Origin of the sequence: Rudaea cellulosilytica DSM 22992 (assembly GCF_000378125.1) — a bacterium.
GTDB lineage: Bacteria > Pseudomonadota > Gammaproteobacteria > Xanthomonadales > Rhodanobacteraceae > Rudaea > Rudaea cellulosilytica.
Map to the genome: position 1 here is coordinate 1,475,445 of NZ_KB899241.1, position 23,339 is coordinate 1,498,783.

The following is a 23,339-nucleotide window of genomic DNA, read 5'->3' on the forward strand; positions in this document are numbered from 1 at the left end:
GCGTGGAAGGCATTCGCATCCGGGGATGCGGCCGGGCTTCAAACCCGGTAGGGGGCGTCGATCGCTCCTTGGTAGGTTCGACTCCTGCTACCTTCCGCCACTTTCTTTGTCCGCTCATCGATGATCGCGAAAATCAAGAAGCAGCCGTCAATAGCCGCACTTCTCAATCAAAATTCAGCTTTATTGCAGTTCCTTTTCCCATCGTGAGAGCGGTTGCAGCATGAGCACGATCGACGCCTCCGTTCCGCGTCTCACGTCGCTCTCCCACGGCGGCGGCTGCGGCTGCAAGATCGCGCCCGGAGTGCTCTCCGAGCTGCTGCATGACATGCCCGCCGCGGGACCCTTCGCCGATCTTCTCGTCGGTCGCGACACCTCCGACGATGCCGCGGTGTATCGCATCAACGACGCACAGGCGATCGTCGCCACCACCGATTTCTTCATGCCGATCGTCGATGATCCGTTCGACTTCGGCCGCATCGCCGCGACCAACGCGCTGTCGGACATCTACGCAATGGGCGCACGCCCGCTGTTCGCGCTCGCCATCGTCGGCATGCCGATCAACGTGCTGCCGCGCGCAGTGATCCGCGAGATCCTGCGCGGCGGCGAGGCGATCTGCGCCGAAGCCGGGATCCCGATTGCCGGTGGCCACAGCATCGATTCGGTCGAGCCGATCTACGGCCTCGCCGCGACCGGCATCGTCGATCCGCGCGAGGTCAAACGCAACGGCGGCGCGCGCGACGGCGATGTGCTCGTGCTCGGCAAGCCGCTTGGCGTCGGCATCTACTCCGCGGCATTCAAGAAGGGCTTGCTCGACGCGGCCGGCTATCGCGAGCTGATCGCGACGACGACGCAGCTCAACCGGCCCGGCAGCGAACTCGCGCGGCTCGACGGCGTGCACGCGCTGACCGACGTGACCGGGTTCGGCCTGCTCGGCCACCTGCTCGAAATCTGCCGCGCCAGCGGTTTGCGCGCGCGCGTGGACGCGGCGAAAATTCCGCGCCTCGCGCAAGCTGCGAAGTTTGCCGAAGCCGGAATCGTCACCGGCGCGTCGGCGCGCAATTGGCAATCGTATGCGGGTGAGGTCGAGCTGTCGCCGGCTGCCGCGCCTTGCCAATCACTGCTGAGCGACCCGCAGACCAGCGGCGGCCTGTTGGTCGCCTGCTCTGCCGACATTGCCGCCCGGGTCGTCGAGCTGTTTGTCTCGGCGGGTTTTGTCGGCGCCACGATCATCGGCACGATGACATCGGGCAATCCCCGCATCGAGGTCAGCTAGGCGCTTCGCACCGCCGGCTGCGGGCGAAGCTTCGGGCCGGATCCCGGCCCGTTTTGGCGCAGCGCGGGTGGCGAAAACTGCGAACCCCAGGGTCACCGAGATATTGAAGCGAACGGGGCAAGATCTGGTGCCTGCGAGCGCCCATGCCCGCCCTCGGGCTTCGCGACCATGACTTTTGGTAGTCTTTCGCGACGATTTGATACGATATAACATCTCGTGTTTATCTCTTCGGCAACCACGCTCGCATGAATAGAAAGGGTGCCGATGCACATTCGGAGAGCGGAGGACCCGGAGACGAGCGCGCAGGACAATTTGACCTCGTTGGCGGTTCGTCGCTATTCCTTGCGCTGCGTGCGGTTCTCGCTTTGGCATGTTTGCTGAGCGCCGGTTGTGCGGTCGGCCCCGACTTCAAGAAGCCCGCTGCGCCGGACGCCGGCGACTACGCTTCTCATCCGCTCGCCACGACCGTTGCCACCGAGGGCGTTTTCGGCGGTGAAGCGCAGCGCTTCGTCAAAGGCAGCGACATCGCCGGCGACTGGTGGACGCTGTTCCATTCCAAGCCGCTCAATGATCTGATCGAGCAATCGCTTGCGAACAACGCCGACCTCAAGGCCGCCCAAGCCGCGTTGTTGGTGGCGCGGGAAAACGCGTTGGCCGGGCGCGGCGCTTTCTATCCCGCCGTTTCCGCCAGTTTTTCGGCGAGCCGCGAGAAGGATGCCTCGGGGTCGCTCGCACCCGTGCCCAGCAACAACGCCTCGCTGTACAACCTGTTCACGCCGCAGCTCAGCATTTCGTACGCGCCCGATCTGTTCGGACTGAATCGGAGGACGCTCGAGTCGTTGCAGGCGCAGGAGCAAGCCGTGCGCTTTCAGACGATTGCAGCGCAGATCACCCTGAGCACGAATGTGGTCGCCGCCGTCGTCCAGGAGGCGTCGCTGCAGGCGCAGGTCGACGCCACGCGCGAGCTGATCGGCATCAACACGCACATGGTCGAAATCCTGCGCTACCAGTTGGCCAAGGGTTATGCCGCGCGGCTCGATCTGGCCGCGCAGGAAGCGCAGCTCGCCCAGGTGCAGGCGTCGCTGCCGCCGCTGCTCAAGCAGTTGATCCAGCAACAACATCTCGTGGCCGTTCTCGCCGGGCGTTTTCCGAATCAGGCGCCGGCGGAGAAATTCGAGCTCGGGAGTTTGCAACTGCCGCAGGAATTGCCCGTCAGCCTTCCTTCGGAGCTCGTCGCACAGCGTCCCGACGTGCTCCAGGCCGAGGCCAACATGCACGCCGCGAGCGCGCAGATCGGAGTCGCCACGGCGAACCGATTGCCGAATATCTCCTTGACCGCGAATGTTGGCAGCACGGCGCTGGCGATGAGCCAGGTGTTCAAGTCGGGTACCGGGTTCTGGAATCTGGCCACGGCGATAACCGCGCCCGTTTTTCAAGGCGGAACTCTGCTGCACCAGGAGCGCGCCGCGAAAGCGGCCTATGTCGAAGCGGCCGAACAGTATCGCAGCACGGTGCTGACCGCGTTTCAGAATGTGGCCGATACCTTGACCGCCCTTGAGCAGGATGCCGAGGGGTTGAAGACCGCGGCCGCTGCCGCAGACGCCGCCAAGGTCACGCTGGATTTGTCCCAGCGGCAATGGCAGAGCGGCTACGCCGCTTATCTTTCGCTGCTCGGCGCCGAACAGGCGTACCAGCAGGCGCGGATCGGCCTGGTGCAGGCGCAGGCCAATCGCTACGCCGATACCGCCGCGCTGTTTCAGGCGCTCGGCGGCGGTTGGTGGAAGCGTGCGGATTTGACCCAGGGCGAATGAGCCAGAGCGAATAACCAGAGCGAACAAGCCAGGACAAAGATGAGAAACAGCGTGCTCTGCATGACTCTCCCCTCGGGATTTCGGATCGCGTTTCCACGCGAGCTCGCAATTGCCGCGTTGGCGATGGCGATGGTGCTTGTCGCGAGCTGCTCGCCGACGGCTAACCAAACTGCCGCGGCGCCGGCCGCTGCCGCGCGCAACGCGACGCTGACGCCGGCGCAGCTGAAAAACATCCGGCTTTACACGGTCGAGACATCCAAATACCACAAGATGACCGAAGCGACCGGTGCGGTCGACTTCGACAACGACCAGGCCACGAGCGTACTGGCGCCGTTCTCGGGCCCGGTATCGCGACTCGTCGTTTCCCTCGGCGATCACGTCAAGAAAGGCGACGCCTTGGGTATCGTCGATTCGCCCGACTTCGCCACGGCCATCAGTACGTACAGCAAGGCGCTCGCCACGGCGGCAACCAATCGCAAGCTCGCGGATATCGACAAGGATCTGCTCCAGCACAACGGCATTTCGCAGCGCGAAGAGGCGCAGGCGCAAACCGACGCGGTCAGCGCCGAGGCGGACCGTGACGCCGCGCTCAAGGCGCTGGTCTCGCTCAACGTTGATCCGCGCGTCATCAGGGATGTTCAACAAGGCAAATCGACCTCGCGCATCGAAAGCGTGATTCGATCGCCGATCAACGGCACAGTAGTGGAAAAGCTGATCACTCCCGGCCAACTTCTGCAGGCGGGCACGACGCCTTGTTTTACCGTGGCCGACCTTTCGCGCGTCTGGGTCACGGCGCAAATTTTCGGCGCAGGCCTCGCCTCGGTCAGCCTAGGCGACACCGCCGAAGTGATCACCGGCACCGACGACAAGAATCTTTCCGGGACTGTGGACAACATCGCCGCCCTGGTCGACCCGACGACCCGCGCGGTCGGCGTGCGCGTGGTCGTCGACAATCCGGGCGGCGTTCTGAAAAAGCAGATGTACGTGCGCGTGCGCATCCGCGCGCATGAAGAAAGCAGCGGAACGCTCGTGCCGGTCTCGGCCATCCTGCGTGACGACGAAAATCTGCCGTTCGTGTACCTCGCCCAGGCCGACGGCAGCTTCGCGCGACAACACGTGACGCTGGGTTACCGTTCGCAGGACCAGTACGACATCGCCGAAGGCCTCAAAGTCGGTGACAGGATCGTGGTCGACGGTGGCGTCTTCGTTCAGTTCATGCAAGACCAATGAGCGAACCCGTGCCGTCGAGCCCGCCTCCGTCGCAGTCGCGAACGGTTTCGATCATGAACAAGATCGTCACCGCCTCGCTGGGGCAGCCGCTGCTCGTCATTCTGATCACGCTGTTGTTCGTCGGCGCCGGCGTGCGCTCGCTCAGCCGCCTGCCGGTGGATGCCTATCCCGATCTTTCGCCGCCCAATGTCGAGATCATCACTCAGTGGCCTGGCCACGCCGCCGAGGAGGTGGAACGGCTGATCACGATACCGGTCGAGCTCGGCATGAACGGCACGCCGCAAACCGTCAACGTCCGCTCGATCTCGCTGTACGGTTTGTCCGACGTCATCCTCACGTTTCGCGACGGCACGGACAACGATTACGCCCGCCAACAGGTGTTCAATCGTCTGCCGAACGTCAGTCTGCCGGACGGAGTGACTGCTACGCTGTCCCCGCAGTCTGCGCCGTCGGGATTGATCTATCGCTACGTCCTGCAAAGCTCCGACCGCCCGCCGATGGAGCTCAAGACGCTCGAAGCGTGGACGGTCGAGCCGCAATACCGATCCGTCCCCGGCGTAGCCGACGATTCCGGATTCGGCGGCGGCACGATGCAATACCAGGTGCTGCTCGATCCGGCCAAGATCGCCGGCGTAGGCTTGTCGGCGGTACAGGTGGAGGCAGCGCTGACCGCCAACAACGGCAACGCCGGCGGCGGATTTTATTCGCAGGGCGGCCAGTTCTACTACGTGCGCGGCATGGGCCGCATGGTCACGCCGGAGGACATCGGCAACGTCGTGCTGGCGGTGAACAACGGCACGCCGGTTCTGGTCAAGGATGTCGGTCGCGTGGTCATCGATATCGCTCCGCGCCTGGGCGAGTTCGGCTACGAAAAGCAGGATGACGCGGTCGAGGGCGTGGTCCTGTTGCGCACGGGCGAAAAGACCCAGGACGTGCTCAAGCGCGTGCAGGCCAAGACCAAGGAACTCAACGAGGAAATCCTGCCCAAGGACGTGAAGGTCGTGCCGTTCTACGACCGCACCGATCTGATCGAACTGACGACCAGCGTCGTCGAAGACAATCTGCTGCGCGGCATGCTGCTCGTCGTCGTGGTCCTGATCTTTTTCCTCTACGATTTTCGTGCGGGACTGATCGTCGCCATCACCATACCGCTGGCGTTGTTGTTCGCATTCATCTGCCTTGACGCGCAGCACGCCTCGGCCAACCTGCTATCGATCGGTGCGGTCGATTTCGGCATCCTCGTGGATGGCGCCGTGGTCATGGTGGAAAACATCTTCCGCCAGATCGCGGAACGAAAAGGAACCGAGTTCAATATCAAGGAAATCATTCGCGACGCGGCGGCCGAGGTGGACCGCCCGCTGTTCTATTCCGTCGCGGTGATCGTGGTCAGCTTCCTGCCGATCTACGTGCTGTCGGGGCCGTCGGGCACACTGTTCAGGCCGATGGCCGATACCATGGTTTTCGCCCTGGTCGGCTCGCTGATCATTACCCTCGCGTTGCTGCCGGTGCTATGCGCCTGGTTCATGCGCAAAGGCGTGCGCGAGCGCCGCAACGCCGCATTCGAAGCGGTCAAATCCGTGTACGTGAAAGGTCTCGACTTTTGTCTCGCGCGGCCGTGGGCGACGACGTTCGCTTCGGCCCTCGTGCTCGCCGCTTCGCTGCTGCTCGTGCCGCATATCGGTGCGGAGTTCATGCCGCAGCTCGACGAAGGCGCATTGTGGGTCCGCGCGACGATGCCCTACACGATATCGTTCGACGAGTCGGCGAAGGTGACGCCGAAAATTCGCGAGATCTTGCGCAGCTTTCCCGAAGTCACCACGGTGGCCTCCGAACTGGGCCGCCCCGACGACGGCACCGACGCGACCGGATTCTTCAACGTCGAATTTTTCGTCGCGCTCAAACCGTATTCGCAATGGACCGGCGCCTATCGCACCAAGGCCAAGCTGATCGAAGCGATCAATGAAAAGCTGCAGGCCTTTCCGGGCATCATTTTCAATTTCACTCAGCCTGCCGAAGACGCGGTGGACGAAGCGGAAACGGGTTTGAAGAGCGCGCTGGCCGTGAAGGTTTTCGGCGCGAACCTCGATGTGCTCGAACAGAAGGGCAAGGCGATCAAGAAGGTGCTGGAGAACGTGCGCGGAATCACGCACGTGACCCTGGTCCGCGAACTCGGCCAGCCGAGCCTGACCATCAACATCGATCGCGCCAAGATTGCCCGCTACGGTTTGAACGTCGCCGACATCAACGGCCTGATCCAGACCGCGATCGGCGGCGACGTGGCCACGCAAGTCGTGCAAGGTGAAAAACAGTTCGACCTCGTCGTGCGCCTCGAGCACGATTACCGCGACAACCCGGACGAAATCGGCAACATCCTCGTGGCGACGCCCGGAGGACAACAAATCCCGCTCAAGGAGTTTGCCGACATCAAGGTCGTGTCGGGTGCCTCGTTCATTTATCGCCAGAACAATTCACGCTACATCGGCGTGCAATTCTCGGTGGAAGGACGCGACCTGGCCGGTGCGGTCGAAGATGCGATCGAGCAAGTCAACAAGAAGGTGCCTCTGCCGCGCAGCTACCGTTTGGACTGGGGTGGCGAATACACGGAATACACTGCCTCGCGCGCGCAGCTCAGCGTCATTCTGCCGCTCACGGTATTCCTGATCTTCTTCCTGCTGTTCACCCTCTACGGCAACTTCAAATTCCCGTTCATCACGGTGCTCGGCGTGCTGCTGTCGGCGCCGGTCGGCGGCCTCGTCGCGCTGTGGATCACCGGCACGCCGTTCTCGGTATCCTCCGGCGTCGGTTTCCTCGCGCTATTCGGCGTCTCGGTGCAGACGGCGGTCGTCTACATCTCGTACGTCAACGAACTACGCGGCAACGGCGTCTCGCTCGCCGAGGCGATTCGCGAAGGCGCGATCCTGCGTCTGCGTCCGATCATGATGACGGCACTGGTGGCGGCGCTCGGGCTATTGCCGGCGGCGCTCGCCACCGGCGTCGGCACGGACACGCAGATGCCGTTTGCCCTGGTCATCGTCAGCGGCCTCTTCACCCGACTCCTGATTAGTATCTATCTGATGCCGGTGCTGTACGCGCTGGTGGCGCGCAAGGATGATCGACTGGAGGTGTGAGTCTTGCGCGAGAACATCCGCTTGTTTTTCAGTATCGATATCTTCGCCCGCGGGTCGGCCTCATTTTTCGTTCGCTACAGCGGGCGCCACATTGAACGCCCCGGCGGCCCCGGGAAACTCGACCGGACTCTCGTAGCCATCTTTGGAAACGGACGAGACGCCGAAGAACCAGTCATCGATATTCACATCTTTCAACAGCAGTGAAGTCGCATCGCCGACAAGCTTGCTGTTGCTCCAGAAGGGCGCGGTGGTATCGCGCCACGACACGCGATAGCTCGCGGCATTGGGCACGGCGCTCCAGCTTACGGTTGTGTCCATCGATACCGCGCCTTCGATCTTGACCTGCGCGGGCGGAGCGGGGGCCATCGCCAGCGCCGCCATCGTGATCGCGTTGAGGCGCACGACTTGCGCCAGATATGCGAAATCGACTGCATCGAGCACGTCGCCGTAGTGCACCCCGTTTTCGATGCGTACGTCTTCGTGCTCGCGCGTGTAATTCTCGATCGCCTCGGTAAAGCGCACCGCGGGATAACCCGCCGCCAGCATCGGCACCTGGTCGCCGCCGCGGCTGTAGCGATCGGTGCGGTAGACCATGCGTACGCTGAAGGCTTTGAGATAGGTATCCGCGAGGCCGCTGATGAAGCGTGCGAGATTGCGTGAAGGACTGTCGACTTCGCCGCCGTTGTAGCGTCGGCGAGTTGCCTCCTCCGGCGTTTCGGTCGAGCGCGTGCCTTCGGAAAACACACGGACATGTGTCGCGTCCTTGATGCCGTTCGTTCCCAAGGTGTTGCCGACGATGTCGTTGTTCAGTGCCGCTTCGACGCGCCAGTGATGGTCACGCGCGTATTGCGCCAGCAGTTTTCCGCCGTAGAGGCCTTGCTCTTCGCCCGAGAGCACGGCGTAGACCAGGGTGGCGTCGAACTTGTGCTTGGACAAGACGCGTGCCGCCTCGAGGACCGCGGCGGTGCCGGAACCGTCGTCGTCGGCGCCCGGCGCATCGCTTTTCGCATCCATGACGTCGCGTACGCGTGAATCGATGTGGCCGGAAATGACGATGACGCGTTCCGGCTCGCCGGTGCCACGCTGGATCGCAAGCACGTCCACGATCGCGGCCGGCTTCGGGATGCGCTCGCCGGTCGCGCTCTGCTCCGGGGTCTCGATCTGCAGGCAGCCGTGACATTGGCGTCCGATCTCTTCAAAGCGGCTCTTCGCCCAGCGCCGCGCGGCACCGATGCCGCGCTTGTTCGATTGAGTGTCGGACAAGGTGTGCCGCGTTCCGAAGCCGACCAGTTTGCTGATCGTGGCGCGCAACTCGTCTGCCCGCACGTCATCGCCGATCGACGTCAGCAGAGGCATTGCCGCGGCCGGTGGCGCTGGAGCCTGCGCGCCGCTGCACAACGGTACCGCAGCCAGTGCGAGAACCAACAGCGTGGAAATGCGCATGGACAATCTCCTCGTGGGCTGCTGCAGCCGGGCACGATCGAGACTAATGGCAGCGTCTAAGAAAGGTCAATTGGAAAGAACTTGTTGAAACAGTGGTCTACAAATTGCGCATCTCGTAACTAGAGACGCTTTTTTGTACCTATTTGTCCGTCGCTTCTTTCGCATCCGTCGCGAGCAAGGCCTGCATCGTTTCCCGAATGGCGCGCAGGCGCCACTGATCGCCCACATGATGAAACGTTGCGGTGTAGACCAAGAGATCGCGGCCAATGATGAAGCTGGCATCGACTAGCGCCACGTCCCGACCCTCCGAATAGCGCGGCGCTTTGTTGCCCTGCCACCCTGAAAAGCCGATCGCCTGTGCTGCCTTCTTGCCCGCCTCGGCCAAGTCAGCATCTGCAACTGGCTTTGCGCCGCCGTCGATGTAAGCGATGGCGCGGTCTACCGTCTTCTTTCGGTCAGGATTCCTCTCCGCGACTTCCTGCAAAATTGAACGGCTGCGAACCGATGTATCGCGCCGGCGTCAACCCACAGATCGTCGTAGTCGCCACGGGCCGCGCGCTTGAGTAACTCCCACTGGCTTTCCGTCGTAGGTTCAATCAGGCCGGTGACTAGCGAGTAGATCCATCGATTCTCGTACCGGCTCTGCGGGGCGGGTGGCGTAGGAAGGATACGCGCCATGTCTTCCTGCAGCGCGAGCGTCGCGACAAGCTCGCTCGCTTCCTTCTTGGCGTGCTCATCTGTCGCGAGAGACAGGAGTGCATCATGAATCTGGCTGGTTTTCGACAGGAGCAGTTCGTCAAGGTCCTTCGCTATCTTGTCGTCATCTCTCTCCCCCAGAATCACGTCGCGCAACGCGAGGCGCTGAGTCTCGCCTTTGAGCGAGATAACGCGCTCCAGGTCCTTTCACCATAGGGACTACTGGACGCGGGTGAGCGTTCCGAGCCGTGACGTGCGCTGATAGTACTCGTCGGTCAGCGTGGCCTTCGGCCCGGAGAAGTTGAAGCTGATCGCCGACACCGTCGTCTGGGACGCATCTTCGGTTCCCTGCCATAACTTGAATACGTCGCCATCCCAATGTGTCAGCGTCCAGGTCATACCGCCGTCGGCTGGCCCCATATGCAACTGCAGTGCGCCGTTCACCACGGTGACCAGGGCGTCGCCGAAGTAGTCGTTGTGATAGGTGCCGGCATAATTCGCCAGCGGCTGTGCAGGCTTGGCGTTGGAGGGCGGTGCGGCGGCGGCTACCGACGAGGATGCGAACGCGTCCTTGATCGCACTTCGGAATGCTGTCTGGTAGAAGTCCCATGCGTCGGTCCGCACCTCGCCGAACTGGGCGAGTTCAAGAAAGTCGCTCGTCACGGTCTCGGGCAAGCCCAACGGAAATCCGTTGGTCAGCACGACGATGCCGAGATCCAGGGCAGGGACAATCTCGAAGTTCGTGCTGGCTCCTTGACCGAGTGCGCCATTGTGCGAGGCGAGCTTCATTCCATTGCTCGCCTGCCCGGTATTGAATCCGTATCCGTAGAGCGCGTTGTTGCTTGCGATCGTCGCTTCTTTCCCGAGCGGCAGGATGTTGTGCGCAGACATGATGTCGCGCAATACAACCGGGTCGATGAGCTGTGTGCCGTCCGGCGCCTTACCTCCGGCGAGGAGCATGAGCATCCACTTCGCCATATCGTTCGCACTGGACGAGACGCCTCCGCCGGCCGCCGCGCGATCGCCATTGTACTGTTGCGGCGTGACACGCCATGTTCCATCGAGATTGTCGTCGATCGGAGAGTGGCCGACCGCATGATTCGGATAGGCGATATACGTTGTGAAATCGGAGGTGGTGCGCGTCATGCCGAGAGGCTGGTAGAGCGCGGCGTCGGAGAGTTGCGCCCACGGGGTGCCCACCTTCTGGGCAACCGCTTCTGCGGCAGCCATGATCCCGTAGTTGGTATAGGCATACGACGCGCGGAACGGTTCCAGTGAGAGGTATCGGAGCTGTTGAAGGATTGTCTTTCGGTCGTAGCCCAGCCCTTCCAAGTCATCCCCGGCATGGTCGGGCAAACCGGAGCGGTGCGAGTACATGTCGCCGATGGATACGTTCTGCGAAACCCAATCGGAACTGCCTGCGCTGGAGGAGGTGCCCAAGGCAAACCACGGCAGCGAACCCGCGATCGATGTATACCAAGCAACTTTTTTCGCACTTACTTGCGTGGAGATGACCGTGGCGCCGATGGGCTTGGAGATCGAAGCCAATTGGAAAACGGTATCCGCGTCGACTCTGGCACCTGTGTCCATGTTCGCAACGCCGAAGCCCTGGCTGTAGATGACCTTGCCGCCGTGCACCACCGCGATCGCGAGGCCGGGGACGTGGGATTGTTGCAAGTAATTGTTGATACGGCCCTGGATTTGCGAGACCGCATATCCCAGGTACGGAACACCCGACGTCGGGCGAGCGCATGAGGGCTGTATCGAAGTTGCATCGGAGGCCGAAGTACTTGGCATCGGCGATGGACACTGTGCCAGAGTCGTTCCGCATGCCGACGAAAGGACCAATACCAGAGCGTATCGACAAATCGCCATGCCTGTTCCCTGTGAATGATCGAGCAGTCGAGAGGTATCTCCCCGATTCTTAGGTTAGCAAGCGCAAGACGCGTACGGCTATACGTCACGTTGGCAGAAACGTGATCCGATTTTGCGCAGCACTGCGCGATTGCCGATCAAATCGCGAAACCGTTGCCAATTTTCGGAGGAATTCGAACGGGATTCCGATGGTATGACCACACCGGTTGGCGAATTCAAGAATTGAATGGCGCGCCCGGAGGGATTCGAACCCCCGACCCTCAGCTTCGGAAGCTGATGCTCTATCCAGCTGAGCTACGGGCGCGAAGCGCATAGTTTGGCATGAATCCCGACTTTGCGGAGCATTCCATCGGCTGCGGCTGGCACCGATTTCGAGTGGTGCGGCGGTGTTCCCGTATCATTGGCGCATTGACCGACTGCTGTATGCGAAGAACCCATGGACATTTTCAAGATCTTCCACATCGAGGCCGCGCACCGTCTGACTGGCGTGCCGCCGACGCACAAGTGCGCGCGTCTGCATGGGCATTCGTTCCGCATCGAGGTGCATGTGTCCGGCGACATCGATCCGATGACCGGCTGGGTGATGGACTTCGCCGACGTCAAGGTTGCCTTCGCGCCGATCTTCGAGCGTCTCGACCATCACTACTTGAACGAAATTGAGGGACTCGACAACCCGACCAGCGAGCGCCTCGCCGCATGGATCTGGACGGCGCTCAAGCCGCGCCTGCCGCAGCTGAGCCGCATCGTCGTGCACGAGACCTGCACCGCCGGCTGCGCCTACGCGGGGCCTTGAATATTTTCGTGACGCGCCGCGCAAAACGAGCGTTCGATCGCTGTTCTGTCAGGCGAATGAAACCTTTATAGGACAAGCTCTGCAGTCGAAAACAGTGGGGCGGAATCGCACTTGTTGCAATGCACCAAATTTGGTGCTATGGTGCTTGCCACTAACCCAACCATCTTTCGAGGCAATGATCATGTCCGAGTATTTCAACACCCAGGCTCTCGCCCTTTCCAAGTCTTTCGCCGATGCGGCGTTCAAGGCGCACACGCTGGCCGTGGAAGGTCTGGAGCGCGTCACCAACCTCAACCTCAAGGCGCTGGAAAGCAATGTCGCCGCCACGGTCGACTTCCTCTCCGAAGCCGCTGAAGTGCGTGATTTCGACAGCCTGAAGACGATCTTCCCGAAGGGCGTCAACCTGGTCAAGGATTCGGCCGAGAAGTTCTACGCGAACGGCCAGGAAGTGTTCGGCGTCACGGTCAAGACCGGTGAAGCGCTGAGCCAGATCGCCAAGGGCAGCCTCGAAGTCGCCAACGACAGCTTCAAGAAGCAGGTGAGCGCGGCGCAGGCCGATTTCACCAAGCAGGTCAGCGGCGCGGCGAAGAAGGCCACGCGCTAATCGAATTCCCGCAGGTCACTGCGGAAATCGCGCTGCGGCAATCCTCCCTCCCCTTTTGTATTCCGCAGCGTTTGTTCAGCCGGATGGCCCAGCCATCCGGCTTTTTTATTGCCCGAGTTTGGCAATTCCGCGGCCATGCTCGATGCGAGGGCAGGGCATGTGCTCGACCGCGAGCGGTGAAGTCATTGGCGTCACAGCAGTGCGACACAATGTCGCAAGATGGTGCAAATAGCGGCTGCGCCCCTGTACCAAAGCCCTATCTGTCTTGCGGCTGCAAATAGCCGGCGGGTATAATCTTGCTGCTTTGCGATAGACGATGCTTCCTCAGGTCCCGGGGGCGCCGTCGCAGCCCTTCCGGCATCGCAACCTTGAAGCCGAATCCCATGCGGAACTCCATTGCTCATGGCCGACGCAATGCCGTCCGGATCGTGCTCTTCCAACTCGGCGTCGCCGGATTGGTCGGCTTGGGGTTTTGCGCGCAGGGTTGGCGGTCGGGGATGGCGACCTGGTATGGCGGCGGAGTGATCGCGATCGGCAACGCGTTGTTCGCATGGCGTTTGTACGCCGACGGCATCGCGCCGATTCGGCGCATCGCGCGAGCAGTGTACGCCGCGGAAGTGATGAAGTGGGTCTGGCTGGTACTCGCGCTCTATCTTGGGCTGGCCGTATTCGGATTGGCGCCTTTGCCGCTGATCATTGGCGTCCTCGCGGCGCAGGTGGCATTTTGGGCAGCGGTCGGAATTTTCCGCTGAAGAATTCAACAGCAAGTTTGATCGGGTAGTCCCTTTCCATGTTGCAAGCGCAAGCCGCCGAACACGAATCCTCGTCAGGAAGCATGACCGAGTACATCGTGCATCACCTGCATCATCTGCGCTGGCCGCGCGAGGATGGGTTCTGGACGCTGAACATCGACACGCTGTTCTTCACCTTCGTGCTGTCGGCGCTGTTCTGCCTGCTGTTCATCGGCACCGCGCGCCGCGCCAAGGTCGAGAATCCGGGCAAGCTGCAGAGCTTCATCGAAATGGTCGTCGTCTTCGTCGACGGCCTGGTCAAGGAAACCTTCCACGGTACGAGCAAGCTCATCGCGCCGCTCGCGGTCACGATCTTCGGCCTCGTCTTCCTGTTCAACTTCCTCGACATGTTGCCGGTCGACATGCTGCCGGCCGCGGGCCATGCCGCGGGCTTGAAGTATCTGCGCATCGTGCCGACGGCCGATCTCAGCACCACGCTGGGCATGGCGCTGTGCGTGTTCCTGCTGATCCAGTATTTCGGCCTCAAGCACAAGGGTCCGAAGGTGTTCTTCGGCGAGATGGTCAGCGCGCCGTTCCATGCGCATGGCCTCGGCGCGAAGATCGCGCTCGCGCCGGCCAACCTGCTGCTGCGCCTGATCGAAGAAGCCGTGCGTCCCGTGTCGCTCTCGCTGCGACTGTTCGGCAACATGTACGCGGGCGAGCTGATCTTCATCCTGATCGCGGTGATGACGCTCGATGCGACGCTCTCGCACTTCTCGACCTACCTGCTCGGCTTCGGCCAGTTCATCGCCGGCTTCCTCTGGACCGCTTTCCATATTCTGGTTATCACCCTGCAGGCATTCATCTTCATGATGCTGTCGGTCGTGTACCTGAGCATGGCCGCCGAACGGCACTGATTTCTGTACTTTTGCACTTCTCTACTTTTTGACTTTTGATTTAGGAGACCACCATGGAAAATGCAGCACACGTAATGAGCTTCACGCTGATCGCCGCCAGCCTTCTGATCGGCCTCGGCGCTCTCGGTACCGCGATCGGCTTCGCGCTGCTCGGCGGCAAGTTCCTCGAAGGTTCCTCGCGCCAGCCGGAACTGACCCCGATGCTGCAGACCAAGATGTTCATCGTCGCCGGTCTGCTCGACGCGGTGCCGATGATCGGCGTTGCGATCGCGCTGCTGCTGATCTTCGCCAACCCGTTCCTCGGCAGCTTCAGCGTCCTGAAGTAATCAGGCCGTCACAGGAATTCGGCTGGCGCTCTGCGTCGGCTCGATGGAGTCAGCGATGATCCCCAATATCACATTCGTCATCCAGGGTCTGGCGTTCTTCGCCGTGGTCTGGCTGGTCATGAAATTCGGTTGGCCGCATATCATGGCGGCGATCGAGGAGCGCCAGCAGAAGATCGCCGAAGGTCTCGCCGCGGCCGATCGCGCCAAGGCGGAGCTCAAGGACGCCGACGCGCGCGTGGCCGACGAGATCAAGAAAGCTCGTGCCCAGGCGGCGGAAATCGTCGACAAGGCGCATCAGCAGGCCAACCAGATCGTCGACAAGGCCAAGGCTGATGCGCTGCTCGAAGCGGCGCGGGTCAAGGCCACGGCGCAGACCGAGATCGACGGCATGGTCGGCAAGGCGCGCGAAGCGCTGCGCGGCCAGGTCGCTTCGCTCGCCGTGCAGGGCGCTTCGAAGATCATCGGCAAGGAGATCAATGCCGATGCGCACAAGGCCTTGCTCGATCAGCTGGTAGCCGAGATCTGAGCGCATGAGCGAAACCTTGACCTTGGCACGTCCCTACGCGCGTGCGGCGTTCGAAGCCGCGCGTGACGGGAACGCACTGGCGGCGTGGTCGGCGAACCTCGGTTTCGCCGGGCAGGCCGTGGCCGATGCGCGCATCGGTGCGCTGATCGGCAATCCGCGCTTGTCCAACGACGAACTCGTCGGCTTGCTGTTGCCGCCGGGCGAAGCCGCGAGCGGCACGTTCGCGAATTTCCTGTCGTTGCTCGCGGACAACCGCCGCCTCGCCCTGCTGCCCGAAATCGCCGCGCTGTTCGAGGAATTGAAGCGCGAGTCCGAGCGCGTGCTCAAGGTGACGTTGCGCTCCGCGGCGGAGATTCCGGCGCCGCAGGCCGACGCGATCAAAGCCGCGCTGGCCAAGCGTTTCGGCCGCAGCATCGAACTCGACCAGCATATCGATCCAGCCGTGATCGGCGGTGCCGTGATCGATGCGGGCGATGTCGTGATCGACGGCTCGGTGCGCGGACGCCTGGCGCGTCTGGAACAGACCTTGGTGAATTGACGACCCGGCGGCGTCCGCGCCGCCGGTGCGTCAGAAGTCACAGGTGAAAAGTCGCAGGAGCAGCCGCGCAAGCGATGCTCGATCCAACCGACTTTTGACCTTTGACTTTTGACATTAACCAGAAGCGACGTTGCGTTCACCGCGCACGCGCGCAGAGGACTTGAGAAATGGCCACCACGCTTAACCCTTCAGAAATCAGCGAACTGATCAAGAACCGCATCGAGCAGGTCAAGCTCGCCGCGGAAGCGCGCAACGAAGGCACCATCGTCTCGGTGTCCGACGGCATCGTGCGCATCCACGGCCTGGCCGACGTGATGTCGGGCGAAATGATCGAGCTGCCGGGCAACGGCACGGCGCTGGCGCTGAACCTCGAGCGCGATTCGGTCGGCGCGGTCGTGCTCGGCGAATACGAGCACCTGCGCGAAGGCGACACGGTCAAGACCACGGGCCGCATTCTCGAAGTGCCGGTCGGTCCGGAACTGCTCGGCCGCGTCGTCAACGCGCTCGGTCAACCGATCGACGGCAAGGGTCCGATCAACACCAAGCTTTCCTCGCCGGTGGAAAAGGTCGCGCCGGGCGTGATCGCGCGCAAGTCGGTGTCGCAGCCGGTGCAGACCGGCTACAAGTCGGTCGACTCGATGATTCCGATCGGCCGCGGTCAGCGCGAGCTGATCATCGGCGACCGCCAGACCGGCAAGACCGCGCTCGCGGTCGACGCGATCATCAATCAGAAGGGCACGGGCATCAAGTGCGTCTACGTCGCGATCGGCCAGAAGCAGTCGTCGATCGCCAACGTCGTGCGCAAGCTCGAAGAATTCGGCGCGATGGACCACACCATCATCGTCGCTGCCTCGGCTTCCGACTCGGCCGCGATGCAGTATCTCGCGCCGTACTCGGGCTGCTCGATGGGCGAGTACTTCCGCGACAACGGCCAGGACGCGCTGATCATTTACGACGATCTGACCAAGCAGGCCTGGGCGTATCGCCAGATTTCGCTGCTGCTGAAGCGTCCGCCGGGCCGCGAAGCGTATCCGGGCGACGTGTTCTATCTACACAGCCGCCTGCTCGAGCGCGCCGCGCGCGTCAACGAGGAATACGTGGAAAAGTATACAAATGGCGCGGTCAAGGGCCAGACCGGCTCGCTGACCGCGCTGCCGGTCATCGAAACGCAGGCCGGCGACGTGTCCGCGTTCGTGCCGACCAACGTGATCTCGATCACCGACGGCCAGATCTTCCTCGAGACCGACCTGTTCAACGCCGGCATCCGCCCGGCCGTGAACGCCGGTATCTCGGTGTCGCGCGTCGGCGGCGCCGCGCAGACCAAGATCATCAAGAAGCTGTCGGGCGGCGTGAAGCTCGCGCTCGCGCAGTACCGCGAACTCGCCGCGTTCTCGCAGTTCGCTTCAGACCTCGACGCGGCCACGCGCGCCCAGCTCGAGCGCGGCCAGCGCGTCACCGAACTGATGAAGCAGAAGCAGTACGCGCCGCTCTCGGTCGGCCAGCTCGCGCTTTCGCTGTATGCGGCCGAGAAGGGTTATCTCGACGACCTGCCGATCGCGCAGATCCTGCCGTTCGAAGCCGGCCTGCACGCGCACTTCGCCGCGAACTACGCCGACTGGATGAAGGCCGCGAACGACAAGGCCGACTGGAACGATGCGATCGAAGCGACGTTGAAGAAAGGCATCGAAGAGTTCAAGAAGACGGGTTCCTGGTAATCCGCAGGCTGGGCTGCCAAGCCCGGCTTTTTCTGATGAGTTTGCACGCTGGGCTTTGCGGCCCAGCCTACAAAGAAGAGACGATATGGCTGGTGCACGCGAAATCCGAACCAAGATCAAGAGCGTACAGAACACCCGCAAGGTGACGCGCGCGCTGGAAATGGTCTCGGCTTCGAAAATCCGCAAGGCGCAGGACCTGATGAAGGCCTCGCGTCCGTACGCGCGCGCGATGCGCCAGATGATCGGTCACATCGCCAAGGCGAACAGCGAGTACAAGCATCCCTTCCTCGTCGAGCGCAGCGACATCAAGCGCGTCGGTTACATCGTCGTGTCGACCGATCGCGGTCTCTGCGGCGGTCTCAATTCGAACCTGTTCCGCAAGCTGCTCGGCGAGATCCGCCAGTGGCAGGAGAAGGGCGTCGAGATCGACGTCGTCGCGATCGGCACGAAGGCGAATGCGTTCTTCAAGCGGCTCAAGGTTAATCTCGTCGGCAGCGTCGCTCATCTCGGCGAGCGTCCGCACATCGAGCAGTTGATCGGCGTGATCAAGGTCATGCTCGACGCATATTCCGACAAGCGCATCGACCAGCTCACGTTGGCCTACAACGACTTCGTCAACACGATGACGCAGAAGCCGACGCTCGATCAGCTGCTGCCGCTGCCGCCGTCGGCGCAGCTCGAGACGGCGCACGACTGGGACTACATCTACGAGCCGAACGCCGAAACCGTGCTCGACCACGTGCTCACGCGCTACATCGAGTCGCTGGTCTATCAGGCGACGCTGGAAAACCTCGCGAGCGAACACGCCGCGCGCATGGTCGCGATGAAGTCGGCCGGCGACAACGCGAAAAAGGCGATCGATTCGCTGACACTGATCTACAACAAGGTGCGCCAGGCGGCGATCACGCAGGAAATCAGCGAGATCGTCAGCGGCGCTGCGGCGGTATAAGTCGCGCTGATACAAATTTTAGATATATCCGGAGCACTCCAATGAGTCAGGGCAAAGTAGTACAAATCATCGGCGCCGTGGTCGACGTCGAATTCCCGCGCGATGCCGTGCCTAAGGTGTACGACGCGCTCAAGATCGACGGCATGGCGATCACGCTCGAGGTGCAGCAGCAACTTGGCGACGGCGTCGTGCGCACGATCGCGCTCGGCTCCACCGACGGTTTGAAGCGCGGCCTCGTCGCGACGAACACCGGCGCCGGCATCAAGGTGCCGGTCGGCAACGCCACGCTCGGCCGCATCATGGACGTGCTCGGCAATCCGATCGACGAAGTCGGTCCGATCGACGCCAAAGACCACTGGACCATCCACCGCCCGGCGCCGAGCTACGACGACCAGGCCGCGGCCAACGAGCTGCTCGAAACCGGCATCAAGGTCATCGACCTCGTCGCCCCGTTCGCCAAGGGCGGCAAGGTCGGCCTGTTCGGCGGCGCGGGCGTCGGCAAGACGGTCAACATGCTCGAGCTGATCAACAACATCGCGACCCAGCACTCGGGTCTGTCCGTGTTCGCCGGCGTCGGCGAGCGCACGCGCGAGGGCAACGACTTCTATCACGAGATGATCGAAGCGGGCGTGGTCAATCTGAAGGACCTGCCCGAGTCGAAGGTGGCGATGGTCTACGGTCAGATGAACGAGCCGCCCGGCAACCGCCTGCGCGTCGCGCTGACCGGCCTGACCATGGCCGAATACTTCCGCGACGAGAAGGACGCTTCCGGCAAGGGCCGCGACGTGCTGTTCTTCGTCGACAACATCTATCGCTACACGCTGGCCGGCACTGAAGTGTCCGCGCTGCTCGGCCGTATGCCGTCCGCGGTGGGCTACCAGCCGACGCTGGCCGACGAAATGGGCCGCCTGCAGGAGCGCATCACCTCGACCAAGACCGGATCGATCACCTCGATCCAGGCCGTGTACGTGCCGGCGGACGACTACACCGATCCGTCGCCGGCAACGACATTTGCGCACTTGGATTCGACCGTCGCTTTGTCGCGTGATATCGCATCTCTTGGTATTTACCCCGCGGTTGATCCTCTTGCTTCTACCAGCCGCCAGCTCGATCCGAACGTGATCGGCGTGGAGCACTACGAGACCGCGCGCCGCGTGCAGGGCACGCTGCAGCGCTACAAGGAACTCAAGGACATCATCGCGATTCTCGGCATGGACGAGCTCAGCGAAGAAGACAAGGCCACCGTCGGCCGCGCGCGCAAGATCGAGCGCTTCTTCTCGCAGCCGTTCCACGTCGCCGAAGTGTTCACCGGCGCACCGGGCAAGTACGTCTCGCTCAAGGAAACGATCCGCGGCTTCAAGATGATCTGCGACGGCGAGTGCGACAGCCTGCCGGAACAGGCGTTCTACATGGTCGGCGGCATCGACGAGGCCTTCGAGAAGGCCAAGAAGATGACCGAGAAGAAGGCGGCCTGATCCGGCCGGAGCAATCGATATGGCAACCACCATCCGCTGCGACATCGTCAGTGCCGAGGCCGAGATCTTCCACGGCAATGCGACCATGGTCGTCGCCACGGGCGAAGAGGGCGAGCTCGGCATCGCACCGCGCCACGCGCCGCTGATCACCCGGCTCAAGCCCGGTCAGGTGCGCGTGATTGCAGAGAACGGCGAAGAGCAGTTCTTCTACGTCTCCGGCGGCATCCTCGAGGTGCAGCCGCAGGTCGTCACCGTGCTGACCGACACCGCCGTACGCGCCAAGGATCTCGACGAGGCCGCCGCGCGCAAGGCCAAGGACGAAGCCGAGCGCGCGCTCGCCAACCGCACCGATGCGGTCGAGATCGCGCAGGCCCAGGCCGAACTCGCGCAAGCGCTCGCGCAGCTCGCTGCGATCGAACGCCTGCGGCGCCAGCTCAAGCACTGAGCGGTTTTCAATCGCAGAACGCCGGCCTAGCGCCGGCGTTTTGCTTTTCACCTACCTGATTCGCGCGGCCATGACTTTCGGCCTGTTGCATCGGTCGCCCGATTCTTCTACAAATGTAGTACTACGTTTGTAGAAGAAGACAATGCGCGAACCAGACCCGGATCAGGACGTCGCTCTGAGCGATCTGCAGATTGCCGTCGTGCGCGTGCTCTGGCTGCGCGGCGAAACCAGCGTCGCCGACGTCGCCAAGGTGCTCGCCGATGAGCGCGGGCTCAAGCACACGACCGTGGCGACTCTGCTGACGCGCCTGGAAAGGCGCGGTGTCGTCGCCCAGCGCCGCGAAGGACGCCAGCTCATGTATCGCGCCCTGGTGAGCGAATCGCAGGTGCGCCGTTCGATGGTCGGCGGCCTGATCGGCATCCTTTTCGGCGGCGACTCGCGCGAACTCGTCGCCCATCTGCTGCGCGAATCGGAAATCGAACCCGGCGATATCGAGCGCCTGCGCAAACGCTTGAAGAAAGGGCAGACACCATGAACTTCGCACCCGTTTCCGGTTGGCTGCTCTCGATCGCGCTGCACGGCGGCCTGCTCCTCGTCGCGGCCTGGCTGGTCGATCGCACGCTGCGCATGGCGCCCGCGACGCGAGAGTTGATGTGGCGCTGTGCGCTGTTCGGCGGCGTACTCACTGCGAGCCTGCAGGCGCTGATGCCTACGGCGCCGCAGACATGGCATCTGGCGCTGCCCGCTTCGGCGGCAACGTCGGCATTGCCCAACCCGGCGCAAACGCAAGCGCCTGTCCTCGTGTCGACTCGCGGCGCCTCGCTCGCGGATGCGGCGACTCCGGCAAACGAAACCGCGAACGCCGCGTCATCGGTCACGGTGGCCATTGCGCAACATCCGGCGATGCCGCGGACATCGGCCATCGCGATGTTGCAGCCATCGCTGCCGCTCGCCATTTTGATCTTCTGGTTGAGCGGCGCGCTGCTGGCTTTCGCACGCCTGTGCCTGCGGTTCACGAATTTGCGCCGCGCGCTGGCTCGCGCCAAGCCGGCGCTGCCGCCGGCCGATCCCGATCTTGCCGCGCTCGCGCATCGCGCCGGTGTGCGCATGCCGGCGTTGTACACCTTGCCCGACGTCGCCAGTCCGTTTGCGTTCGGCCGTCGCATCGTCGTGCCGGAATGGGCGGCGACCGCGCTCGATCCGCGCCAACTGCAGGCGATGCTGGCCCACGAACTCGCCCACGTCGCGCGCCGCGACCCGCAATGGCGGCTCGTGATCGAATGCTGGCGGGCCGGCTTCTGGTTCCTGCCGTTCGCGGGCGTCGCGCAGCGCCGGCTCGATGAACTCGCCGAACTGGCCTGCGATGCGTTCGCCGCGCGCCAGACCGGCGACGCCCACGCGGTGGCGGAATGCCTGGCCGCCTGCGCCGAGCGCCATTTCGACAACCGTGCCTACGCGCTGATGCCGGCCATGGCCGCGCGCGGCTCCAGCCTGATCCAACGCATCGACCGTCTTCTCGAAGGAACCGCCATGTCCACGCCCCAACCCGGATTTCTGCTGCGTGCCGCGACCGCAGCCGTACTGATCGCCTGCGCGTTCGGCCTGCCGAGCGTCGGCTTTCTCGGCCCCGTCGCCCGCGCGCAGACGCCGCCGGCACCGCCCGCGCCACCGAGCGTGCCCAAGTCGAGCCAGGCAAACAGCAGCATCAGCATCTCAAGTCACGACGGCAACGCCTCGATGCGCGTGATCATCGACGACGATAGCCGCGGCTTGTCGCTCGATGCGAAGGGCAAGATCGAATTCAGCGCCGACGAAACCGATATTGCGAGCCTCGGCGCCGGCGGCACTGCGACGCTGGAAGAAAAGCGCGACGGCATGACGCGCCGCCTCGAACTGGTCGAGCGCGCTGGCAAGCTCGAGCGCCGCTACTTCGTCGATCGCCGCGAGCAAGCGTTCGACGCAGCCGGGCATGCCTGGCTCGCCGCGCTGCTGCCGAACCTGATTCGCGAGAGCGGCCTCGCCGCCGAGACGCGCGTCGCGCGGATCTACGCCAACGGCGGCGCTTCGGCCGTACTGGCCGAGATCGACCAGATCCACAGCGATTACGTGCGCGGCTTGTACCTCGGCCTGCTCGTCGATAAGGGCCCGTTGTCGGCGGCCGACCTCGATCATTGCATGCGTCTCGCCGGGGCGATCGGCGGCGACTACGAAAAGCAACAGACGTTGTCGAAAATCTTCGCCAAGCAGAAGCTCGACGCGCCGCAACAGTCGGCGTTCCTGCAACAGGCGTTGAACATTCACGGCGCCTACGAACTCGCCGAGCTGCTGACCGGCATCCTGCCGCGCCTCGACGACAACGCCGAAGTGCGCGCGAACTGGCTGGCCGCGACCGCGCATATCAACGGCGACTACGAGCGCGCGCGCACCTTGCAAGCCGTGCTCGAACGCCGCGATCTGAACGACGGCGAGTTGGCCGCTCTGCTGCAGGCGAGCGGCGACGTGCACGGCGACTACGAGCACGGCCAGGTGCTCGTCGCGATCGCCAAGCATGCGCGCAATGTCGATGCGATCGCGCCGGCCTACGCACAGTCGGCCGCGAAAATCGGCTCCGACTACGAGCGTGCCCAGTCGCTGCTCGCCTTGATCGAGACCGGCAAGCTCGGCAACGCAGGCGTCAACGCGGTGCTCGATGCCACGGCCAAAGTCGGCGGCGACTACGAACGCAGCCAGGTGCTCATCGCGCTGGCCCGGTCGATGCCTGACGATGCCACGCTTGTGGCGCACTATCGCGAAGTCGCTTCGCATCTCGCCGACTACGAGCGCGGCCAGGTCGAGAATGCGCTGCGGCGCTGAGCGGACGACGC

General features: G+C 63.1%; 22 protein-coding genes and 2 tRNA genes. 18 read left to right on the forward strand and 6 right to left on the reverse strand.

Annotation, left to right across the window (positions count from 1 at the left end):
• Positions 1-4: 4 nt before the first annotated feature.
• From F455_RS0106520 to F455_RS0106540, 5 genes are all read left to right on the forward strand, one after another.
• Positions 5-100, forward strand: a tRNA-Sec gene (locus tag F455_RS0106520).
• A 120-nt stretch (positions 101-220) separates the two neighbouring features.
• On the forward strand, positions 221-1,273 hold the full coding sequence (selD, locus tag F455_RS0106525) for a selenide, water dikinase SelD (RefSeq protein WP_018972476.1): 1,053 nt from the start codon (positions 221-223) through the stop codon (positions 1,271-1,273).
• Positions 1,274-1,638: 365 nt separating this feature from the next.
• Positions 1,639-3,084 carry an efflux transporter outer membrane subunit gene (locus F455_RS0106530; RefSeq protein WP_245539946.1) on the forward strand — a complete coding sequence of 482 codons (1,446 nt, stop codon included), beginning with the start codon at positions 1,639-1,641 and terminating at the stop codon, positions 3,082-3,084.
• Positions 3,085-3,144: 60 nt separating this feature from the next.
• Entirely contained in the window at positions 3,145-4,314 is a 1,170-nt protein-coding gene (locus F455_RS0106535) for an efflux RND transporter periplasmic adaptor subunit (protein WP_157578494.1), read from the forward strand.
• 53 nt (positions 4,315-4,367) lie between these two features.
• Positions 4,368-7,442, forward strand: coding sequence for an efflux RND transporter permease subunit (locus F455_RS0106540; protein WP_157578496.1), 3,075 nt, complete (start codon positions 4,368-4,370; stop codon positions 7,440-7,442).
• Positions 7,443-7,502: 60 nt separating this feature from the next.
• Here F455_RS0106540 and F455_RS0106545 read toward each other — a convergent pair whose 3' ends face one another.
• From F455_RS0106545 to F455_RS0106565, 5 genes are all read right to left on the reverse strand, one after another.
• Complete coding sequence (locus F455_RS0106545) at positions 7,503-8,885, reverse strand: M20/M25/M40 family metallo-hydrolase (RefSeq protein ID WP_018972480.1); 1,383 nt, start codon at positions 8,883-8,885, stop codon at positions 7,503-7,505.
• Between the two features lie 139 nt (positions 8,886-9,024).
• Entirely contained in the window at positions 9,025-9,270 is a 246-nt protein-coding gene (locus tag F455_RS0106550; RefSeq protein ID WP_018972481.1) for a hypothetical protein, read from the reverse strand.
• 53 nt (positions 9,271-9,323) lie between these two features.
• Positions 9,324-9,737 (reverse strand): hypothetical protein, encoded by a 414-nt coding sequence (locus F455_RS0106555; protein ID WP_018972482.1) that lies wholly within the window; start codon positions 9,735-9,737, stop codon positions 9,324-9,326.
• Between the two features lie 63 nt (positions 9,738-9,800).
• Entirely contained in the window at positions 9,801-11,456 is a 1,656-nt protein-coding gene (locus F455_RS0106560) for a serine hydrolase (RefSeq protein ID WP_026293139.1), read from the reverse strand.
• 227 nt (positions 11,457-11,683) lie between these two features.
• Positions 11,684-11,760, reverse strand: a tRNA-Arg gene (locus F455_RS0106565).
• Between the two features lie 132 nt (positions 11,761-11,892).
• Between F455_RS0106565 and queD the strand changes: the two genes are divergently transcribed.
• Together queD and F455_RS20010 are read left to right on the forward strand one after the other, a co-directional pair.
• Positions 11,893-12,249, forward strand: coding sequence for a 6-carboxytetrahydropterin synthase QueD (queD, locus tag F455_RS0106570; RefSeq protein WP_018972484.1), 357 nt, complete (start codon positions 11,893-11,895; stop codon positions 12,247-12,249).
• A gap of 181 nt (positions 12,250-12,430) precedes the next feature.
• A complete protein-coding gene (locus F455_RS20010; RefSeq protein WP_169337301.1) occupies positions 12,431-12,853 on the forward strand; it encodes a phasin family protein in 423 nt (140 codons plus the stop codon).
• Here F455_RS20010 and F455_RS22895 read toward each other — a convergent pair.
• Positions 12,850-12,990: a hypothetical protein gene (locus F455_RS22895; protein ID WP_157578500.1), complete on the reverse strand. Its 141-nt coding sequence runs from the start codon at positions 12,988-12,990 to the stop codon at positions 12,850-12,852. The two genes, F455_RS20010 and F455_RS22895, sit on opposite strands and share 4 nt — an antisense overlap.
• A 246-nt stretch (positions 12,991-13,236) precedes the next feature.
• Between F455_RS22895 and F455_RS0106585 the strand changes: the two genes are divergently transcribed.
• From F455_RS0106585 to F455_RS0106635, 11 genes are all read left to right on the forward strand, one after another.
• Positions 13,237-13,605: an ATP synthase subunit I gene (locus F455_RS0106585; RefSeq protein ID WP_083918811.1), complete on the forward strand. Its 369-nt coding sequence runs from the start codon at positions 13,237-13,239 to the stop codon at positions 13,603-13,605.
• Positions 13,606-13,688: 83 nt separating this feature from the next.
• Positions 13,689-14,501 carry a F0F1 ATP synthase subunit A gene (atpB, locus tag F455_RS0106590; protein ID WP_026293140.1) on the forward strand — a complete coding sequence of 271 codons (813 nt, stop codon included), beginning with the start codon at positions 13,689-13,691 and terminating at the stop codon, positions 14,499-14,501.
• A 53-nt stretch (positions 14,502-14,554) separates the two neighbouring features.
• A complete protein-coding gene (atpE, locus tag F455_RS0106595; RefSeq protein ID WP_026293141.1) occupies positions 14,555-14,827 on the forward strand; it encodes a F0F1 ATP synthase subunit C in 273 nt (90 codons plus the stop codon).
• Between the two features lie 55 nt (positions 14,828-14,882).
• Positions 14,883-15,353: a F0F1 ATP synthase subunit B gene (locus tag F455_RS0106600; protein ID WP_026293142.1), complete on the forward strand. Its 471-nt coding sequence runs from the start codon at positions 14,883-14,885 to the stop codon at positions 15,351-15,353.
• 4 nt (positions 15,354-15,357) lie between these two features.
• Positions 15,358-15,891, forward strand: coding sequence for a F0F1 ATP synthase subunit delta (locus tag F455_RS0106605; protein ID WP_018972491.1), 534 nt, complete (start codon positions 15,358-15,360; stop codon positions 15,889-15,891).
• A gap of 167 nt (positions 15,892-16,058) precedes the next feature.
• A complete protein-coding gene (gene atpA, locus F455_RS0106610) occupies positions 16,059-17,606 on the forward strand; it encodes a F0F1 ATP synthase subunit alpha (protein ID WP_018972492.1) in 1,548 nt (515 codons plus the stop codon).
• 85 nt (positions 17,607-17,691) lie between these two features.
• The gene (gene atpG, locus F455_RS0106615; RefSeq protein ID WP_018972493.1) at positions 17,692-18,555 is read left to right on the forward strand and encodes a F0F1 ATP synthase subunit gamma; all 864 of its coding nucleotides are present in this window, start codon (positions 17,692-17,694) and stop codon (positions 18,553-18,555) included.
• Between the two features lie 41 nt (positions 18,556-18,596).
• Entirely contained in the window at positions 18,597-20,030 is a 1,434-nt protein-coding gene (gene atpD, locus F455_RS0106620) for a F0F1 ATP synthase subunit beta (RefSeq protein ID WP_018972494.1), read from the forward strand.
• 19 nt (positions 20,031-20,049) lie between these two features.
• Positions 20,050-20,475 (forward strand): F0F1 ATP synthase subunit epsilon, encoded by a 426-nt coding sequence (locus tag F455_RS0106625; RefSeq protein WP_018972495.1) that lies wholly within the window; start codon positions 20,050-20,052, stop codon positions 20,473-20,475.
• 142 nt (positions 20,476-20,617) lie between these two features.
• The gene (locus F455_RS0106630; protein ID WP_018972496.1) at positions 20,618-21,010 is read left to right on the forward strand and encodes a BlaI/MecI/CopY family transcriptional regulator; all 393 of its coding nucleotides are present in this window, start codon (positions 20,618-20,620) and stop codon (positions 21,008-21,010) included.
• Positions 21,007-23,328: a M56 family metallopeptidase gene (locus F455_RS0106635; RefSeq protein ID WP_026293143.1), complete on the forward strand. Its 2,322-nt coding sequence runs from the start codon at positions 21,007-21,009 to the stop codon at positions 23,326-23,328. Before F455_RS0106630 ends, F455_RS0106635 begins: the two co-directional genes overlap by 4 nt.
• Positions 23,329-23,339 lie beyond the last annotated feature (11 nt).

Coding starts and splice junctions, on each gene's coding strand:
- selD (WP_018972476.1), top strand. CDS start 221: ATGAGCACGATCGACGCCTCCGTTCCGCGTCTCACGTCGCTCTCCCAC.
- F455_RS0106535 (WP_157578494.1), top strand. CDS start 3,145: ATGACTCTCCCCTCGGGATTTCGGATCGCGTTTCCACGCGAGCTCGCA.
- F455_RS0106540 (WP_157578496.1), top strand. CDS start 4,368: ATGAACAAGATCGTCACCGCCTCGCTGGGGCAGCCGCTGCTCGTCATT.
- F455_RS0106545 (WP_018972480.1), bottom strand. CDS start 8,885: ATGCGCATTTCCACGCTGTTGGTTCTCGCACTGGCTGCGGTACCGTTG.
- F455_RS0106560 (WP_026293139.1), bottom strand. CDS start 11,456: ATGGCGATTTGTCGATACGCTCTGGTATTGGTCCTTTCGTCGGCATGC.
- queD (WP_018972484.1), top strand. CDS start 11,893: ATGGACATTTTCAAGATCTTCCACATCGAGGCCGCGCACCGTCTGACT.
- F455_RS20010 (WP_169337301.1), top strand. CDS start 12,431: ATGTCCGAGTATTTCAACACCCAGGCTCTCGCCCTTTCCAAGTCTTTC.
- F455_RS22895 (WP_157578500.1), bottom strand. CDS start 12,990: ATGGCCGCGGAATTGCCAAACTCGGGCAATAAAAAAGCCGGATGGCTG.
- F455_RS0106585 (WP_083918811.1), top strand. CDS start 13,237: ATGCGGAACTCCATTGCTCATGGCCGACGCAATGCCGTCCGGATCGTG.
- atpB (WP_026293140.1), top strand. CDS start 13,689: ATGACCGAGTACATCGTGCATCACCTGCATCATCTGCGCTGGCCGCGC.
- atpE (WP_026293141.1), top strand. CDS start 14,555: ATGGAAAATGCAGCACACGTAATGAGCTTCACGCTGATCGCCGCCAGC.
- F455_RS0106600 (WP_026293142.1), top strand. CDS start 14,883: ATGATCCCCAATATCACATTCGTCATCCAGGGTCTGGCGTTCTTCGCC.
- F455_RS0106605 (WP_018972491.1), top strand. CDS start 15,358: ATGAGCGAAACCTTGACCTTGGCACGTCCCTACGCGCGTGCGGCGTTC.
- atpA (WP_018972492.1), top strand. CDS start 16,059: ATGGCCACCACGCTTAACCCTTCAGAAATCAGCGAACTGATCAAGAAC.
- atpG (WP_018972493.1), top strand. CDS start 17,692: ATGGCTGGTGCACGCGAAATCCGAACCAAGATCAAGAGCGTACAGAAC.
- atpD (WP_018972494.1), top strand. CDS start 18,597: ATGAGTCAGGGCAAAGTAGTACAAATCATCGGCGCCGTGGTCGACGTC.
- F455_RS0106625 (WP_018972495.1), top strand. CDS start 20,050: ATGGCAACCACCATCCGCTGCGACATCGTCAGTGCCGAGGCCGAGATC.
- F455_RS0106630 (WP_018972496.1), top strand. CDS start 20,618: ATGCGCGAACCAGACCCGGATCAGGACGTCGCTCTGAGCGATCTGCAG.
- F455_RS0106635 (WP_026293143.1), top strand. CDS start 21,007: ATGAACTTCGCACCCGTTTCCGGTTGGCTGCTCTCGATCGCGCTGCAC.